Source organism: Microbacterium sp. MRS-1 (genome assembly GCF_000585455.1).
Lineage (GTDB): Bacteria > Actinomycetota > Actinomycetes > Actinomycetales > Microbacteriaceae > Microbacterium > Microbacterium laevaniformans.
This window is the reverse complement of sequence record NZ_JAUF01000014.1, coordinates 1-17,478: the sequence shown is the minus strand read 5'-3', so window position 1 is coordinate 17,478 and position 17,478 is coordinate 1. Positions and strand designations below refer to the sequence as shown.

Annotated in this window: 16 protein-coding genes; 4 read left to right on the top strand and 12 right to left on the bottom strand. The window is 69.4% G+C overall.

Annotation, left to right across the window (positions count from 1 at the left end; all coding sequences use genetic code 11):
- Positions 1 to 11: 11 nt before the first annotated feature.
- Positions 12 to 404 (bottom strand): hypothetical protein, encoded by a 393-nt coding sequence (locus AS96_RS03655; RefSeq protein ID WP_036285787.1) that lies wholly within the window; start codon positions 402 to 404, stop codon positions 12 to 14.
- A 213-nt stretch (positions 405 to 617) separates the two neighbouring features.
- On the opposite strand from AS96_RS03655, the gene AS96_RS03650 reads away from it, so the two are divergent.
- The gene (locus AS96_RS03650) at positions 618 to 866 is read left to right on the top strand and encodes a WhiB family transcriptional regulator (RefSeq protein WP_005048317.1); all 249 of its coding nucleotides are present in this window, start codon (positions 618 to 620) and stop codon (positions 864 to 866) included.
- A gap of 61 nt (positions 867 to 927) precedes the next feature.
- Here the strand turns inward: AS96_RS03650 and AS96_RS03645 are convergent, their stop codons facing one another.
- The 3 genes from AS96_RS03645 to AS96_RS03635 are packed head-to-tail and all read right to left on the bottom strand — an operon-like array spanning position 928 to position 4,385.
- Positions 928 to 2,421, bottom strand: coding sequence for a sensor histidine kinase (locus AS96_RS03645; RefSeq protein ID WP_036285785.1), 1,494 nt, complete (start codon positions 2,419 to 2,421; stop codon positions 928 to 930).
- A gap of 48 nt (positions 2,422 to 2,469) precedes the next feature.
- Positions 2,470 to 3,759, bottom strand: coding sequence for an AAA family ATPase (locus tag AS96_RS03640; RefSeq protein WP_051498734.1), 1,290 nt, complete (start codon positions 3,757 to 3,759; stop codon positions 2,470 to 2,472).
- Positions 3,756 to 4,385 (bottom strand): hypothetical protein, encoded by a 630-nt coding sequence (locus tag AS96_RS03635; protein WP_036285783.1) that lies wholly within the window; start codon positions 4,383 to 4,385, stop codon positions 3,756 to 3,758. The genes AS96_RS03640 and AS96_RS03635 overlap by 4 nt, the downstream gene beginning before the upstream one ends.
- Positions 4,386 to 4,483: 98 nt before the next feature.
- Between AS96_RS03635 and AS96_RS03630 the strand changes: the two genes are divergently transcribed.
- Positions 4,484 to 4,765 carry a helix-turn-helix domain-containing protein gene (locus AS96_RS03630; RefSeq protein WP_036285781.1) on the top strand — a complete coding sequence of 94 codons (282 nt, stop codon included), beginning with the start codon at positions 4,484 to 4,486 and terminating at the stop codon, positions 4,763 to 4,765.
- Between the two features lie 23 nt (positions 4,766 to 4,788).
- On the opposite strand, the gene AS96_RS03625 is transcribed toward AS96_RS03630, so the two are convergent.
- Positions 4,789 to 5,391, bottom strand: coding sequence for a hypothetical protein (locus AS96_RS03625; RefSeq protein WP_036285779.1), 603 nt, complete (start codon positions 5,389 to 5,391; stop codon positions 4,789 to 4,791).
- A 151-nt stretch (positions 5,392 to 5,542) separates the two neighbouring features.
- On the opposite strand from AS96_RS03625, the gene AS96_RS03620 reads away from it, so the two are divergent.
- Positions 5,543 to 6,001 carry an Rv3235 family protein gene (locus tag AS96_RS03620; RefSeq protein ID WP_016463358.1) on the top strand — a complete coding sequence of 153 codons (459 nt, stop codon included), beginning with the start codon at positions 5,543 to 5,545 and terminating at the stop codon, positions 5,999 to 6,001.
- 38 nt (positions 6,002 to 6,039) lie between these two features.
- Here AS96_RS03620 and AS96_RS03615 read toward each other — a convergent pair whose 3' ends face one another.
- Positions 6,040 to 7,263: a pyridoxal phosphate-dependent aminotransferase gene (locus AS96_RS03615; protein ID WP_005048303.1), complete on the bottom strand. Its 1,224-nt coding sequence runs from the start codon at positions 7,261 to 7,263 to the stop codon at positions 6,040 to 6,042.
- A gap of 60 nt (positions 7,264 to 7,323) precedes the next feature.
- Positions 7,324 to 10,116, bottom strand: coding sequence for a preprotein translocase subunit SecA (gene secA, locus AS96_RS03610; protein ID WP_036285777.1), 2,793 nt, complete (start codon positions 10,114 to 10,116; stop codon positions 7,324 to 7,326).
- 143 nt (positions 10,117 to 10,259) lie between these two features.
- Here secA and AS96_RS03605 point away from each other — a divergent pair, with 143 nt between their 5' ends.
- Positions 10,260 to 11,591 (top strand): hypothetical protein, encoded by a 1,332-nt coding sequence (locus AS96_RS03605; RefSeq protein ID WP_036285775.1) that lies wholly within the window; start codon positions 10,260 to 10,262, stop codon positions 11,589 to 11,591.
- Between the two features lie 134 nt (positions 11,592 to 11,725).
- Here AS96_RS03605 and hpf read toward each other — a convergent pair whose 3' ends face one another.
- From hpf to mtrA, 5 genes are all read right to left on the bottom strand, one after another.
- Positions 11,726 to 12,388 (bottom strand): ribosome hibernation-promoting factor, HPF/YfiA family, encoded by a 663-nt coding sequence (gene hpf / locus AS96_RS03600; RefSeq protein WP_005048298.1) that lies wholly within the window; start codon positions 12,386 to 12,388, stop codon positions 11,726 to 11,728.
- A 150-nt stretch (positions 12,389 to 12,538) separates the two neighbouring features.
- Positions 12,539 to 13,207: a ComF family protein gene (locus tag AS96_RS03595; protein ID WP_036285773.1), complete on the bottom strand. Its 669-nt coding sequence runs from the start codon at positions 13,205 to 13,207 to the stop codon at positions 12,539 to 12,541.
- A 96-nt stretch (positions 13,208 to 13,303) separates the two neighbouring features.
- The gene (locus AS96_RS03590; RefSeq protein ID WP_036285771.1) at positions 13,304 to 14,998 is read right to left on the bottom strand and encodes an LpqB family beta-propeller domain-containing protein; all 1,695 of its coding nucleotides are present in this window, start codon (positions 14,996 to 14,998) and stop codon (positions 13,304 to 13,306) included.
- Positions 14,995 to 16,665, bottom strand: a complete 1,671-nt coding sequence (gene mtrB / locus AS96_RS03585; RefSeq protein ID WP_016463363.1) for an MtrAB system histidine kinase MtrB — start codon at positions 16,663 to 16,665, stop codon at positions 14,995 to 14,997. Before mtrB ends, AS96_RS03590 begins: the two co-directional genes overlap by 4 nt.
- Positions 16,666 to 16,675: 10 nt before the next feature.
- The gene (gene mtrA, locus AS96_RS03580) at positions 16,676 to 17,356 is read right to left on the bottom strand and encodes an MtrAB system response regulator MtrA (protein WP_005048291.1); all 681 of its coding nucleotides are present in this window, start codon (positions 17,354 to 17,356) and stop codon (positions 16,676 to 16,678) included.
- Between the last annotated feature and the right edge of the window lie 122 nt (positions 17,357 to 17,478).

Sequence of the window (17,478 nt, the reverse complement as noted above, 5' to 3'; positions counted from 1 at the left end):
CTCGGGGTCGCTCAGCGGCGCTCGTCGCCGCGCCGCGCGGCGGCTGTCCGGGCCGCGAGAAAGAGGGCGACCAATCCGATGACGGCGGGAATCGCTGTGAGCAGCGCCGTGGAGACGGACGGAGTCGGGCCCGTGATGGCGCCGAGCGCCACCGCGATGACCAGGAGCTGACTGACGATCCCCCCGGACCGCCCCCAGGAATGACCCCGCCAGACGGCGAGCGCGAAGGCGGCGAGGGCCACCGCCCCGATCGCCGTGAGGACGATGAGCGCGATCGAGCTGACCGCGTCGTCGGTGTCGCCGGTGACCAGGGCAACGATCTCCCAGCCGGTCACGAGGAGGACGGCGAGCGCCTCCAGCGCCAGAATGGCCGAACCGGTCCGCTCTGCTGGCGTCGTCATCATGCGGGCAGGCCCTCCGATACAGGCAGTACACAGCACACGCCGGGGGAAATGCCGAGTTCACCCTTGATTCATCTGAATGACCATGGGAGCATTGATCTATCCGTGTGCTCCCACAGTGGCGTGGGGCGAGCGTCTGCTCGCACACCATCAGGGTAATCGACGCCCGACGTCACACCCACCCGACTTCTCATCCCGCATCAAGGAGCACCCCCTATGGATTGGCGCGACAAAGCCGCCTGCCTGACCGTCGACCCCGAGCTGTTCTTCCCCGTAGGGAACACCGGGCCTGCTGTCGATCAGATCGAGAAAGCCAAGTCCGTGTGCGCGCGCTGCACCGTCACGGAGGTCTGCCTGCAGTACGCCCTCGAGACCGGTCAGGACTCGGGCGTGTGGGGCGGGCTGTCCGAGGACGAGCGCCGGGCTCTGAAGCGCCGCGCTGCCCGCGCCCGCCGCGCAAGCTGAGGCGGCGCCCGCCCGCTCCCGCTCGCACCGTCGACGATGATCTCGCCGGTGTTGCTGGAGCTCAGCTCTGGGTGCGCCCCAGGTAGCGCATCGGGATCTCGATGGTCACCTCGGTGCCCGAGCCGACGAGCGTGTGCCAGTCGATCGTGCCGCTGAGTTCGCCCTGAATGAGAGTGCGGACGATCTGCGTGCCCAGTCCCCGACCGACTTGCCCTTCCGGCAGGCCGACGCCGGTGTCACGCACCTTCACGCCGAGTCGATCCTCGGTGCGCTCCGCGATGATCTCGACCTCGCCCTCCTGGTCGACCAGACCGTGCTCGACGGCGTTGGTGACGAGCTCTGTGAGAGCAAGAGCGAGAGGCGTGGCGTACTCGCTGGGCAGCGTGCCGAACGTGCCGGTCTTCCGCGTACGCGCGCGGGTGTTGGGCGACGCGGCGACTTCCGCGACGAGCTTGAGCACCCGATCGAAGACGTCGTCGAAGTCGACGTTCTGAGCGAGCCCCTCCGACAGCGTGTCGTGGACCACGGCGATCGCCGCGACCCGGCGCATGGCATGCGTCAAGGCGTCGCGCGCCTCATCCGAGTGCGTGCGCCGCGACTGGATGCGCAGCAGCGACGCGACCGTCTGCAGGTTGTTCTTGACGCGATGGTGGATCTCCCGGATCGTCGCATCCTTGGTGATCAGTTCCTGCTCCTGGTGGCGGATCTCCGTGACGTCCCGGCACAGCACGATGGCGCCGATCCGGGTGCCGTGGTCCTTGAGCGGGATGGTGCGAAGTGACACCGTGACCCCGCGCGCCTCCAGGTCGGCCCGCCACGGTGCACGACCGGCCATGACGATCGGCAACGACTCATCGAAGTCGCGCCCTTTCGGCAGGATGCCGGTGGCCACTTCGAGCAGGGACTCCCCTTCGAGCTCGTCGTCGAAGCCGAGGCGGTTGAACGCGGAGAGGGCGTTGGGGCTGGCGAAGGTGGTGGTGCCGTCGACATCGATGCGGATCAGACCGTCGGAGGCGCGCGGGGCACCCCGTCGTGGAGAAGTCGGTGCGGCGAGGTCGGGGAAGTCGGCGCTCGCGATCATGCCGAAGAGGTCGTCGGCGCAGTCGTTGAAGGTGATCTGCTGGCGTGACGGGGTGCGCGCCTCGCCGAGGTTGGTGTGCCGCGTGAGCACGCCCACCACCACGGGCGACTGCTCACCGGCGCCGGCCGCGCGCACGATCGGCACCGCGCGCACACGCGTGGGGGTCTCTTCGAACCAGTCCGGGGATGCCGAATCGACGATCTCGACCCGCGTGAACGCGTCACGAACCTGCGTGCGCCACTGCGGGCGCACCATGTCGCCCACGATGTCCCGGTAGAACAGGGTCGCCGCACCGCTCGGCCGGGTGTGGGCGACGGCGATGAACGAGTCGTCCACCGTCGGTACCCAGATCACGATGTCGGCGAAGGCCAGGTCGGCGAGGAGCTGGCCGTCGCCGGCGAGGCGGTGCAGCCACTCGATGTCCGCCCCCGTGGATCGGCCCTGGGCATAGACGAGATCGCTGAGCGTCGACACGCACCCAGCCTAGGCGAGATCGTTCATCGGTGACGCGGCCGAGCCGCCTCAGGCCACGCCGCGAAGAGTGCGTCGCGTCCGGAGGTGAGCGTCCCTGCGCCGGCCCTCGGTATCGGCGCCGGGTGCCACACGCGATCGACGCACCGCTGCGCGCGCCGGAGGCGGCTCGATCGCCTCGCCGACGAAACGACGAACGGCCCCAGACAGCGAGGAGCGTGGCGCCACACGACCCACCGGCTGCGCCTGCAGGACCGCGGCGTCGGCAGCCTTCGGATCCCACGGGACGAACCAGCACGCGGCGACGCCGACGTAGCGATCGAGCGTGCGGCGCACCTGCGATCGCGCGTCGATCCCGAGCGTCGAGGTCCGCGTCTTGTTGACCAGGACGTGGATGGGCGCGGCGCCGGCCGCGGCGCGCAGATCGGCATGCGCACGGACGAAGCGTGCAACGCCGACGGGGTCTGCGGAGACGACCGCGACGACGATGTCGGCCGCGGCCAGGACCGCGAGCGTGGCGGCGTTGCGACGCGGGCCCTCCACATCGCTCACGATCTCCTCGTCGCGCTCCAGCGGCGCCGCGACGTCGACGATGAGATCCTCGACCCACGTGCGACACTGCTCGAGTGCACCGCCGACCCGCGCCGAGGACAGCTCCGGCCAGCGCCCCGGCCGGTTGATCCCCGCCAGAACCGCGACATCACCGAGGGGCAGGGCGATCCGTTCGAGCTCGGCGGCGCTCAACGTCCCGCGCTCCGCCGCTCGACACGCCGCAGCGAAGCCCGGCCCCTCGTCGGCGAGCCCGGTCAGCATCGCGACCGATGGGGCATGCGTGTCCGCGTCGACGAGGCCGACACGGCGCCCATCCCGGGCGAGCTCCGCGGCCATCTCGATGGCCATGGTGGTGCGTCCCGGAGCGCCCGCGGGGCCCCAGACCGCGATGATGCGACCGCGCGGGGGCGCCGTCGGCGGCGCGGTCACCGCGTGCAGCACCGCCGTGCGGACATCGTCCGGCGCGCACGTGGCGATGCCGAACATCTCGGCGAGTCGGCGATCTGCCGCGCCGTCGCACACCGCGACGATGCGCACTCCGAAGCGGTCGCACACCGCCACCAGCTGAGGAGTCAGCGCGTCTCGGCCGGCGTCGATGGCAAGCACGTCGGCAGCGGCGAGCGCACCGAGCAGTTCAGCCGCGGCGCGGCCCGTGACGGCGTCGGCGGCGGCATCCGCCGGAGCATCCGCCGCCACCACGAGGAGAACCTCGGCACCGTCGTCGCGGAGAGCGTCGACGACGACGGGGGTATCCAGCCGATCGGACGCCAGCACCACACGCACGCTCATGAGCCCGCTCCGCCGCTCGGGACGATCGACAGACTGGACCCGTCGGCGATCGCGGCGAGAGTGGCGGCGACGTCGTCGCGGTCGATCACGATCTCGACCACGACGGCGGTCGCGCCCATCATCGACCGGTCGCGATCTACCGACGCGACCGTCGCGGAGCCGACCAGGATGCGCGGCGTGTCGAACGCACCGCGCTCCCGCGGGGCCGCAGCCCAGACATCGACGGATGATCCCGTGCCGACGGTGGCGGGCACCTCGCTCGCGCTCGTGATGACGACCGTGGTGCTGCGCACTCCGGCCGCGTCACCGAGCGCATCGTTCGGCACGAGCTCGCCGGCGCGCACGACGCGGGTCGCGACGGCTCCCGGCCGCAGCGTCGTCGGCGTCGCGTAGGAGTCGTGCACGGGGCCGAGCGCGACATCGACCACGCGCAGGTCGGCGGATTCGACGGCCTCGCCCGGGAGCAGCGTCGTGGCTGCGGCGAACACGGGCGCCGTCTGGCGCGCTGCGGCGACCACGAACCAGACGCCGGCCACCGAGACGACGATCAGTGCGATCCCGAGGAGGAATCGCAGGTCTGCCCAGAAAGCGCGAGGGCGAGGTCGGGCCGTGACGGAGTCGCTCATGTCGATATGGTGACGCAGCGTCCCGCCGGCGCGGGCTGGTTATCCACAGCGCGGCGTGGACCCGTGAGGCGTCGCCTGGCGGGCCGCATAATGGCCTCATGCCCGAATCACCCGAAGCCGGCGCGCGCCTGCTGACACCTGCCCAAGTGGCGGAGATGCTGCAGATCGCCGTCGACGAGGTGGTCGCTCTCGTGATCGACGGCCGTCTTCGCGGCATGAAGGCGGGCTCGCCGGCGCGCTGGCGCATCGATGCCGGCAGCGTCGCTGTCTACCTCGACAATCAAGCGGAGGACGCGCGTCGGATGGCGCTGTGGCGTGAGTCGAATGCGGCGAGCTTTCCGGAGTTGTGGGGTCGAGGCGCGGTGCGCAACCCGGACTGATCGCCGCGCGCCCTCCGACTGCGTCAGACGAGGTCGACGAGCGCATCCATCCGCATCGCGGACACCGCCACGAACGGGACGATCCGGAAGCCGCGCACCTGATCGGCGCGGCGCACCCCACCGATCTCGTGCAGTGCGAGGTCGAGATGATCGGCGCCGGCGCGGTCGATCGTTCCCGACAGTGCGCGCCCCGTCACGAGATGCACCGTCACCGGGATGCGCCGGCGAACGAGATCGCGCACGACGAAACCCAGGGACATGCGCTGCGCGAGTGCGCCGCCGGGATGAGCGGCGCGCACACTGCCGAGAAGCTGCTGCGTTGCGAGCGCCATGGTCGCCACGGCGGCCAGGGGCACGATCCAGACCGTGCCCGTCGATCCGCCCTCCACGGTGACGGCGACCCAGTCCGATCCGACGCGCGTGACGGTCCCCGACAGCGTCGTGCCGTCCGTGAGCTCGAGGCCGACGGCGACATCGGCGGTCTCCGCGAGCACCACGAGCCGATCGCGGACGGGGATGCGCGCCAGACGCAGGCGCTCCGCTTCGGTGTCCAGGGCGGCGCGCTCAGCCTCCCACTCGGAGTCGAGTTGGTCTTCCAGATCCTCGAAGAAGCGGTCCCAGCGCACGCGGTGACCCTAGAGGAGGGATGCTGCCGACCGCCGATTCTGTCCACAGGAGCCTCTCCACAGGTTGGAGGATTCTCATCCACCCTGTGCGTGGGCTGTGTTGTACTCGTCAGACGCCCGACCAGGCGACGACGAGAGAGGAGGACGGAGCATGGCCACCGCATCCCCCGACGCTGCCGGCACGACCCGGCGGAGCGTTTCGACACCGCGGCGCGGCTCCGCCCTGGAGGTCGCGGAGTACTTCGCCCCCCAGCGCACCGGCACGGATGCGCTGCCCGCTCCGGAGCCGCTGCTGAAGAACCTGACCATCGGCGTCCTCGAAGCGCTCGCCGGCGTGCGCGAAGTCGATCAACTCGCACGCTGGTTCGGCGAGGACGCGTTCCGCGCTCTGATCACACGAGCCAATCTGTCGGCTCGCGCACGCAGCGCCCGAGGCGTCGCACCGGCCCGACCCGTGCACCACATCCTCTCGACTCGTCACTCCTCCCCCGCCGACGGCGTCATCGAAGGAGTGGTCATCGTGGCAGGACCGGCGCGCACCCGCGCCGTCGCCCTCCGCTTGGAGGGCTGGGACGGGCGCTGGCGCGCCACGTCCCTCGCGCTTCTCTGACCACCCGCCGAAAGCGGGGTCGGCGCGGTCGCCGATCCCTACTGGCGGTACGAGGAGAGGAAGTTGCCGAGCCGTTCGATCGCCTCGGTGAGCACGCGCGCCTCCGGCAGCGTCACGATCCGGAAGTGATCCGGCGTCGGCCAGTTGAAGCCGGTTCCCTGCACCAGCAGCACGTGCTCTGCGACGAGGAAGTCGTAGACGAACTTGGCATCGTCGTGGATCTCATAGATCTCAGGATCGAGCCGGGGGAACGCGTAGAGAGCGCCGCGCGGCTTGTGGCACTGCACCCCCGGAATCGCGGTGAGCGCCTCGAATGCGGCATCCCGCTGCTCATGGAGCCGTCCGGTGGGAGCGATCAGCGCGTCGATCGACTGCACGCCGGACAGCGCAGCCTGCACCGCATGCTGAGCGGGCACATTGGGACACAGCCGCGTCGAGGCGAGCAGCTGAATCCCCTCGAGGAACCCGACGGCGTGCTTCTTCGGGCCGGTGATGACCATCCAGCCCGAGCGATACCCGGCCACGCGATACGTCTTGGACAGGCCGTTGAAGGTCAGGCAGAGCAGATCCGGCGCGAGCGTGGCGAGCGGGATGTGCACGGCATCGTCGAACAGAATGCGGTCGTAGATCTCGTCGCTGAGCAGCAGCAGCGAGTGCTCCCGAGCGATCTCCACGATTCCCTCGAGCACCTCACGGGAGTACACCGCCCCGGTCGGGTTGTTCGGGTTGATGACGACGATCGCCTTGGTGGCCGGCGTCACCTTCGACCGAATGTCTTCGAGGTCGGGCTGCCAGCCGTTCTCGTTGTCGCAGCGGTAGTGCACCGGGGTGCCCCCGGCCAAGCTCGTCATGGCCGTCCACAGCGGATAGTCCGGAGCGGGGATGAGAACCTCGTCGCCGCTGTCCAGCAGCGCCTGCATGGTCATGGTGATCAACTCGGAGACGCCGTTACCCAGGTAGACATCGTCCGGATCGAACGCGGGGAACCCGGGAACCTGCTCGTACCGCGACACGACAGCGCGCCGCGCCGACATGATGCCGCGGCTGTCGCTGTAGCCGTGTGCGTGCGGGACCGCCTCGATCATGTCGCGCACGATCTGGTACGGCGCCTCGAAGCCGAAGACGGCGGGATTGCCGGTGTTGAGCTTGAGGATGCGGTGTCCGTCGGCCTCGAGCCGGTCAGCCTCGACGAGGGCGGCTCCACGGATCTCGTAGAGGACGTCCTTGAGTTTGGATGACTGATCGAGGATGCGGGGACTCATCGGATCAGGATATCGCCGCCCCGACGAGGCCAATCGCCGCCCGGTGGCCCGGGCGTCCGCCTACTTCTTCTTGCCGGCGGCGCGACGCTCGGCGCGATTGTTCGCCGCAGGCGCGGATGCCGCGGCATCCGTGCGCTGCCCGAATGCCCCGCGCGGAGCCTCGGCGGCGGGTGCGGCCGGCGCGGCGGGCGCGCCCTGCTGGCGGAGCTTGCTCGTCGCCGCCTGCTGGACCTGCCCGCGATCGTTGCGGACCTCGACCTCGCCGGCGTCGTTGGCAGCCGTGTACTGGAGCTTCTGGTTCTCGACCGAGGGTGCGACCTGCAGGCCCTTGGCCTCGACCTCCTCGCCGCTCTGGCGCACCTCGACTTCGAGGTTGTAGAGGAAGCCGACCGACTCCTCCTTGATCTGGCCCATCATGGTCTGGAACATCTCGTAGCCCTCGCGCTGATACTCGATCAGCGGGTCGCGCTGCGCCATGGCACGCAGGCCGATGCCGTCCTTGAGGTAGTCCATCTCGTAGAGGTGATCACGCCAGCGCCGATCGAGCACCTGGAGCACGACGCGACGCTCGAGCTCGCGCATGGCGGGCTCGCCGAGCTTCTCCTCACGCGCCGCGTACGCGATCTTCGCGTCCGAGAGGATCTCGCGCTTGAGCACCTCCGGCGTGACGCGCCCCTGGTTGCCGCTCTCGGCGACGACCTCGTCGATCGTCACCGACACCGGGTACAGCGTCTTCAGCTCGGTCCACAGCGCGTCGAAGTCCCAGCTCTCATTGTGGCCGGTACCGGTGTGGTCATCGATGATCGCGCCGATGGCGTCCTCGATGAAGTGCTGCACGCGGTCGGACAGGTCGTCACCTTCGAGCATCTGGCGGCGATCGGCGTAGATCGCCTCGCGCTGGCGGTTGAGGACGTCGTCGTACTTGAGCACGTTCTTGCGGATCTCCGCGTTGCGGGCCTCGACCTGGGACTGCGCGCTCTTGATCGCGCGCGAGACCATGGTCGATTCGATCGCGACGTCGTCCGGGAAGTTCGTGCGGGCGAGAATCGCCTCGGCGGCGCCGGACTGGAACAGTCGCATGAGGTCGTCGGTCAGCGACAGATAGAAGCGGCTCTCGCCCGGGTCGCCCTGACGGCCCGAGCGGCCGCGCAGCTGATTGTCGATGCGACGGGACTCGTGGCGTTCGGTTCCGAGGACGTACAGTCCGCCGGCCTCGACGACCTTCGTCGCCTCCTCGGCCACCGTGTCGCGCATCGCGGCGTAGGTCTCGGTCCAGGCGGCATCGTACTCATCGGGCGTCTCGACCGGGTCGAGCCCCTTCGCCTTGAGCTCCTGCACCGCCAGGAACTCGGCGTTTCCGCCGAGCATGATGTCGGTGCCACGACCGGCCATGTTGGTGGCCACGGTGACGGCGCCGAGCCGGCCGGCACGAGCGACGATCTCAGCCTCACGCGCGTGGTTCTTGGCGTTGAGCACCTCGTGCTTGATGCCCTTCTTGGCGAGCAGTCGCGAGAGGTACTCGCTCTTCTCGACGCTGACGGTGCCGACGAGGACCGGCTGCCCGGTCTCATGACGGCGTGCGATGTCCTCGACCACCTGCGCGAACTTCGCCTGCTCGTTCTTGTAGACGAGGTCGGGCTGGTCCTTGCGGATCATCGGCTTGTTCGTCGGGATCGGAACGACGCCGAGCTTGTAGGTGGACATGAACTCGGCCGCTTCGGTCTCAGCGGTACCGGTCATGCCGGCGAGCTTGTCGTAGAGGCGGAAGTAGTTCTGCAGCGTGACCGTGGCGAGTGTCTGGTTCTCCGCCTTGACCGGCACGCCCTCCTTGGCCTCGATGGCCTGGTGGATGCCCTCGTTGTAGCGACGCCCGACCAGGATGCGGCCGGTGTGCTCGTCGACGATCATGACTTCGTCGTTCATCACCACGTAGTCGGTGTCGCGCTTGAACAGCGCCAGGGCCTTGATCGAGTTGTTCAAGAAGGAGATCAGCGGGGTGTTCGCCGACTCGTACAGGTTGTCGATACCGAGGTAGTCCTCGACCTTCTCGATGCCGGGCTCGAGCACACCGATGGTGCGCTTCTTCTCATCGACCTCGTAGTCCACCCCGGCCTCGAGCGTCTTCGCGATCTTCGCGAACTCGACGAACCAGCGGTTGGCCTCGCCCGAGGACGGGCCCGAGATGATGAGCGGCGTGCGCGCCTCATCGATGAGGATCGAGTCGACCTCGTCGACGATCGCGAAGAAGTGACCGCGCTGGACGAGGTCCTGCTTCTGCCAGGCCATGTTGTCGCGCAGGTAGTCGAAGCCGAACTCGTTGTTCGTGCCGTAGGTGATGTCGGCGTTGTACTGCTCGCGGCGCACCTCGGGGGTCTGTCCGGCGACGATGGTGCCGGTGGTCATGCCGAGGGCACGGTAGACGCGACCCATGAGCTCGGCCTGATACGACGCGAGGAAGTCGTTCACGGTGATGACGTGCACGCCCTGGCCGGCGATCGCGTTGAGGTAGACGGCGAAGGTCGCGGTGAGCGTCTTTCCCTCACCGGTCTTCATCTCCGCGATGTTGCCGAGATGCAGCGCCGCACCACCCATGATCTGGACGTCGTAGGGACGCTGGCCGAGGGTGCGCTTGGCGGCTTCGCGCACGGCTGCGAAGGCCTCCGGCATCAGCTTGTCGAGGCTCTCCCCCGCCTCGTGGCGGGCGCGCAGCTCGGCGGTCTCGCCGCGCAGCTCCTCGTCGGTCAGCTGCGCATAGTCCTCCTCCAGGGCGCCGACCGCCTTCACGACCTGCTGAAGCCGCCGCAGGATGCGTCCTTCGCCGGCGCGGAGCAGTTTCTCGAGAGGGTTGGCCACGGAGCATCTCCATCTATCGGGTGCGGGCGACGTGCGACGTCGCCTCGACCGCGCACGAGGGCACGGCATACGGGGCCATGTTACCTGGCTGTGACTTTGCTTATCTGCGCGAGACCTCGAAAACACGCGCATAGGATCGTGACATGGCCGGATTCTGGGGCGCACGCAAGCAGGAACGCGAGCAGCGGGCGGCCGAGGACGCCGAGCTCGGCCGCCGGGCGGACGCGGCGCTCGTCGAGATCGACGAGCGCCTGCGCACCACGGAGGACGAACTCGTCTTCGCCGAGATCGAGTTGGGCACCGAGCCCACCCAGAGCCTCCGCGAGGCGCTGAACGCGGTGCGCAGCCACATGGGCGAGGCGTTCCAGCTGAACCAGCTCAACCACGACCACATCCCGGACACCCCCGAGGAGCTGCGCACGCGCAACGCGCGCATCATCCAGCTGTGCGACTGGGCACAGGAGCTCCTCGACGATCGCCTCCAAGCTCTCGCCGAGCCCGTCGAGCGCGCCCGCCGCGCTCCGGAGATCATCGCCGGCATCCGCGCCGACGTCGAACGGGGCACACAGCGACTCGAACGCGCCGAGGCGACTCTCGCGCGCGTGCACGCCCGGTACGCGCCTGCCGCTGTGCGACGCATCGAGAAGAACGCCACCGAAGCTGCCCAGCTCTTCGCCTTCGCCACGCACGGCGCCGATGTCTCCACGGCACGACGCGAGAGTGGTCAGCGGGAGCAGGCGAACCTCGCGCTGGAGACGGCGATGGAGGCGGTGCGCCGCGCGACCACCCTGTTGGATGCCGTGGACGCCTTCGAAGTGGAGGCGTTGCGTGCCGAATCCACGCTTGACGCCATCGTGGAGGATTCGCGCGGCGACCTCGTGGCCGCTCGTGAGCTGCAGAGCATCCCCGCCGTGAGCGCTGCCATGGCTGCGCTCGAGAACGAGCTTTCCGCACTCACCCCGGCGGGCGAGCTTCCCGACCCGTTCGGTGAGCTCACCCGACTGCGTGAGGCCAACGCCGCACTGGATGCCGCGGTCGCCAAGGCCCGTGCACGTCTGGCCCATCCCGCACCGCCTGAGAGCCACGTCCGCCACGCGATCGACGACGCGGACCGCCAGCTCGGCGTCGCGCGCAGCGTCATCTCCGGTCACCGGGGATGGATCGGAGCCGATGCGCGTACCCGTCTGGCCGAAGCGGAACGGATCCGTCTGGACCTGGCGGCGCTGAGCGCACAGCCCATCGGCGAGGACGATCGCGAGCAGGCCCTCGCCGACGCCCGTCGATGCGGGCAGCTGGCGGCGGAGGCTCTGCAGCTGGCCCAGCGCGACATCGACTCCTCCCGCCCGAACGACGGCGGCTGGGGAAATGGTGGCGGCTGGGGAGGCGGTCGCCGCGGAGGAAGCGGCGGCGACATGGTCGGCGGCATCCTCGGCGGCCTCGTGATCGGCAGCATCCTGGACGGCATCTTCGACTGAGTTCGCCCTGTCCGGCGCACGTGCCGACCCGGATCGGAGAAACAGAATCGGATCGCAGAAACAGAATCGGATGCCGCGCGCGGCGGCATCCGACTCTGTTCACTCGCCCCGATTCCGGGGGCCGGCCTGGTCGATCAGGACGCGAGCTCCGCGGCCGGCGGAGCGCTGGCCGTCAGCGAGATCACGCCGTAGTCCCAGCCCTTGCGGCGGTAGACGACACTCGGGTGGTCGGTGCGGGCGTCGATGAAGAGGAAGAAGTCGTGCCCGACCAGTTCCATCCGGTCGACGGCTTCTTCGACCGTCATCCACTCGGCGTCGAAGTTCTTGGTGCGGATCACGACCGGGGTGTAGTCGTCCTCGCCCTCGTCGCCGACAGCGATCGGGATCTCGCCGGTCGCGACAGCACGCAGCGTCTCCACGGATGCCGGCTGCACATCGATGCCCGACAGCGCACCGCTGCCCTTGTCGAGCTTGGCGCCGCGCGGGTGGTTTCGGGCGTCCACGCGCTTGTCCTTGGCACGACGCAGCTGCTCGGCGAGCTTGTCGACCGCCATGTCGAGCGCCGTGAACTTGTCGCTGTCGGTGGCCTCCGCACGCACCAGCGGGCCCTTGCCGGTGACGGTCAGCTCGACCGTCTCTTCTTCGCGGCTTCCGTTGTGATACGCCCGGTGGGTGACCTTGACGTCGAGACGCTGCGCACGGGGGGACAGCGTTCCGATGCGGACGGACTTCTCTTCGGTGACGGTGCGAAAACGATCCGAGATGCTCACACCCACGCCGACGATGCTGGTTTCCATCCTGACCTCCTTGTTCCGGGTCCGGCCGGTCAAGGGCGGACCCTGAGTTCGCCTTGGTCTCTCCCACGCTATCGGGGTGCGGCGGCGCTGTCACGCGCCAATCCCGGGAGTAACGGACCGATCCCTTGAGGATCCGCAATGGATCCGCGCTCACGGGGCGTGTCGCGCGGTCGCGGCGACGGTCGCTGCCCCGATCACGTGCGCACCGCCGGCCGTCAGGGCTCGCGCGGCTTCGCGCAGCGTCGCGCCGGTGGTCAGCACGTCGTCGACGACGATGACGGACAGCCCCGCGACGCCGCGCGCCCGGAGGGTTCCCGCGACGTTCTGCGCGCGCGCCTCGCGGCCGAGACCACGCTGGTCGGCGACTGCGCCGCGCGAGCTCAACGCCCGCAGCGGCTGCAGACCGCCCCGCCGTGCCAGCAGGGCGCCGGTCTCGTATCCGCGCCGGCGAAGCGCACGTCGCGACGAGGGCACGGGCACGATCGCCACGTCGGCGCCGCCGCCTTCGACGCGCGCCACGGCCGCGGCCAGGGCGCCGCCGAGCGGTCGGGCCAGCCCCGTGCGCCCGTCCTCTTTGAACGCGCGCAGAACGCGCGCCGGCACGCCGGAGAAGTCCAGTGCGGAGCAGACCGCGAGGCCCGGCAGCAGCGAACGTACGCGCACCCGTGGCAGAAGGAGTTCACGGCAGCGCATGCAGAGACCGACGTCTGGCTCATCGCAGCCCGCGCACCACACGGGCAGTACCAGCGAGAGCGCCCCGGCCGCAGCGTCGCCCACGCGGCGCCAGACGGGTGCGCGGAGCCAAGCCGGATCGAGCATGATGCCACCGTGTCGAATGCACGTCACGTGCGGGGACCCCGATGCGCATCTGTGGAGGAGCGCTCTCGCAGCGCGACGCGGGGAGGAGGATCCGCCTCAGCGCGGCATCCCCTGCTGCACCGCCAGTACCCGGACGCCCCCCATCAGCTGCTGCCAGTTGGCACCCCGCTGCGCATAGAGCTCGCCGTCGGTGTCACTCACGCTCGCGTTCGACGTCTGCCCCGAGAGCGTCGTGGTGTCCCCGGGCGTACGGATCGGCGCGTCCGGGAAGCCGCCCACGTGCACCGCCTCGACGTACTGGTCCTGCCCGGTGCCGGCGAGCACGCCGAGGGTGCTCGCATCGAGCCAGGTGAGATCCGTTGCGGCATCCGACAGCGTCGCGAGCTTCTTCACGGGAGACGCGAGCGCGGTGGGCGCCCCGGTGCGGTCCCGCTGGATCCCCGCCCCCCATACGGCGTAGCGGTCACCGTCGCGCACCACGGCGACGAGCCTCGTCCCGTCGCGCGAGACGCGCTGCGCGATGACCGCGGAGGCGCCCGCCCATCCCCCGGACATCGGAACGGCGGTGCCGCCCGGTGCGTACGCGATCACCGATCCGGGCGCGTCCGACGGCACCGACCACACGTATCCCGCGGGATCGATGGAGGGAGCGACGAGATCCGGACGCGTGTCGAGGCGGCGGATGGGGCCGTCGGCGGGGACCTCGAGAACCGCTCCCGACACGTCGCGGACAGCGGCGGCGGTGCGATCGGCATTGACTTCGATGTCAGTCGCCGAGATCTGCATCAGCGCGTCGGAGAGCCCCGCGATCGGCGAGATGGTGGTGCCCGACACGAAACCGAAGGCGTCATCGGTGCGAACCAAGGGGTTGGCCGCCACCGCGGTGGAACGCACGTCCACACGCTGGGCCGTCAGCCGCTGCCCCCCCGGAAGCAGCATGTCCACGCTCGTGATCCCCGGAACGTCCAGGCTCGCCTCGAGCTGGGTCTGCATGCGGTTCAGCGCGGTCTGGTCGAGCGAGCGGGCGCCGTCCTGCAGGGTCACCTGCGCGACGTTGGACTGGCGCGGGACGGAGGTCAGCTCCAGTCGCGCACCGTCGGTGAACGCGCTCACGACCGCGCCGCGCAGCCAGGGCGCGGGCGCACCGTCGACGAGGCCCTGAGCGATGTTGGTGGCGGCGTAATACCGCGGGAACCACCGCCCGTCGGGCACCAGGTAGGTCCACGTCGGATCGAAGTACATCAGCGAGTAGTTCCCGAACACGGCCAGGAACTGGGCTTTGTCGAGCACGATCCCGTCGGGCGCCTGGGTGATCCGCCACTGCCCGTCGTCCTGCTGAGCGAGCTTGAAGGTCAGGGGAATGGGGCCGTTGTCGGATGCCGGGCTCATCTCCCCCGTGGCATCCACCGTCGCCACCGGCGAGACCGTCAGCACGATGTCGCCGGATGCGCTCTGCTGCAGGGTGCGCTGCCCGGACGCGTAGATCGTGACGCCGGCCTGCGGCTTCCAGGTGCCTTTGTAGCTGGGGGCGAGGAACTGCTGCGCCGTCTCCCAGTTGTTGGTGGGGCCGGTACCGGCCGCGATGAAGCCCTCGACGATCTGCTGGGGCGTGGCGTCCTTCACCGGCCCCTTCGGGATGAATGCGATGTCACCGGAGGTCCCGTCGTCCACGATCCGCACGCCCGGGTTGACCGGTCCGGAGGTCGGCAGCCCCGCGCACGCGGCGAGGGCCACCATGAGCGCCCCCGCGAGCACCGTGATGCTCGCCCGGCGCAGACGCCGAAGACTCATGAGCGTCCCCCCTTGTCGAATACGGTGATCGGCTGCGTCAAGCCGAGGTCGTCGAGCGAGACGCCGTCCTCGCCCGGGTCGAGGGCAACGGGTGACGAGCCGTCGATGGGCTGACCCTGCCGCGGCAGCGTCAGCACGAAGTTCGTGCCGCGGCCGAGATCCGACCAGACAGCCAGAGTGCCCCCGTGCAGCTTCGCATCGCCGAGCGCGATCGACAGCCCCAATCCCGTGCCGCCGATCGTGCGCTTGCGCGACGGGTCGGCGCGCCAGAAGCGGTCGAACACGCGCTCGGCGTCGGCGGCGCTCATGCCGAGTCCATAGTCACGGACACCGATCGCAACCGCCCGCTGGTTGCTGTCCACGGTGACGACGATGGGACGGCCCTCGCCGTGCTCGATGGCGTTGCCGAGCAGGTTGCGCACGACCCTGCGGACGCGGCGGGGATCCATATCGACCGGAGAGTAGCCTCCCGGAGCGACCAGGCGCACATCCGTCCCGTGCTGATCGGCCAACTGCTGCATCGAGGCGATGACGTCCTCGGCGAGATGCGCGAGGCTGGTCGGCTCATACTCCAGCTGCACCGACCCCGCGTCGTAGCGGCTGATCTCCAGCAGGTCGGTCAGAAGCGTCTCGAAGCGCTGCACCTGTGCATGCAGCAGCTCCGCGGCGCGGGCGGTGGTCGGATCGAAGGAGTCGCGCTGATCGTTGAGCATGTCGCTGGCCAGGCGGATCGTCGTCAGCGGTGTGCGCAGCTCATGGGAGACGTCGGAGACGAAGCGCTGCTGCACGAGCGAGAGCTCGGCGAGCTCCTTGATCTGGGATTCGATGCTGTCGGCCATCGCGTTGAACGAGCGGCCGAGGATCGCGAACTCGTCCTCACCCCGTACCGGCAGACGCACGGCGAGATCGCCGGCGGCGAGGGTCGCACTCGTTTCGGCGGCCTCGGCGATCGGGACGGTCACCGAGCGCAGCACGAAGGAGGAGATCGCGGCGATCAGGAGCACCAGCCCGGCACCGACGAGCCACAGCGTGATCTGGACGAACTGCAGGGTCTGCTGCTCCGGGGCGAAGTCGTAGGCGAAGTAGAACTCGTAGGCACCGACCTCGGGAAACTCGAGCTGCTGCCCGACGATGATCCCGGGCACCGTACTGCCGTCGGCTGCCGGCAGACCGACGGACTGCCACCAGCGCTTCTGGCTGTCACCTTGAACGGCGCCGCGCAGCCCGGGCGTGATCAATCCTGCGTTCAGCCCGCCGCGCTGGAAGTCCTGCGGGGCGATCGTCGACGGCTCATCCGAAATGCGGAACGCGGCGATCATGTCGGTGCCGGCTTGGCGGGCGATCGAGTCGGTCGCATTGTTCCAGAGCGACTGCAAGGCGGCGCCGTCGCCATCGATCTGCGCGGCGTTGAGTGTCTGCTGGGTGGACTGCGTGGCGCGCTGCACGGCTTCCTGCACCTGCTGGACGCGGGACTCGAAGAGATCGTTCTGGATCGCAAGCGCCATCGCGACGAAGGCGATGAGGATGGCGAGAGCCGTCGCACCGATCGTGATGACGAGCGTGCGAAAACGCAGCGACCGGGTCCAGGCGTACGCCACCCGGCGAGGCCAGCTGCGCCAATCTCGCCAGCCGGTCAACGTCGGCACGGTCGCCGTCTGCGGCGTCATGAGCGGCCGATCACACCACCGCGCCGGCGCGATAGCCGACGCCGCGCACCGTCATGACGATCCGCGGGTTGTCGGGATCGATCTCGACCTTCGCGCGCAGCCGCTGCACGTGCACATTCACGAGACGGGTGTCGGCCTTGTAGTGGTAGCCCCAGACCTGCTCGAGCAGCATTTCGCGCGAGAACACCTGCTGCGGTTTCGAGGCGAGCGCCACGAGCAACTCGAACTCCAGCGGGGTGAGCGCGATGACCTCGCTCCCCCGGCGCACCTCATGGGCGGCGACGTCGACGATGACGTCGCCGATGCGCAGATCGCCGCCGGTCGCCTCGGCGGCGGGACGAAGCCGCGTGCGGATCCGCGCCACGAGCTCTTTCGGGTTGAACGGCTTGACGATGTAGTCGTCGGCGCCCGACTCGAGCCCGCGGACGACGTCGGCCGTATCGGTGCGCGCGGTGAGCATGATGATCGGAACGCCCGATTCGGAGCGGATGCGCGTGCAGATCTCGATGCCGTCCATGCCGGGCAGCATCAGGTCCAAGAGCACGAGGTCGGGCCGCTCCTCCCGCCACATCTCGACGGCGGCGGTGCCGTCGGCGCAGAACAGCGGTTCGAAGCCCTCGGTGCGCAGCACGATACCGATCATCTCGGCGAGCGCGATGTCGTCGTCGACAACGAGGATGCGGGAAGTCATATGGCCTGATTCGTCCTTCGGGTGGGCCGGATGCCGCGGCGCGGCAGGGCGCAACAACACAGTATCCGACGTGTCGGGGTTGAGACCGCGTGCCGCGCAGGACGACGGCGGGGGCCCCTCCC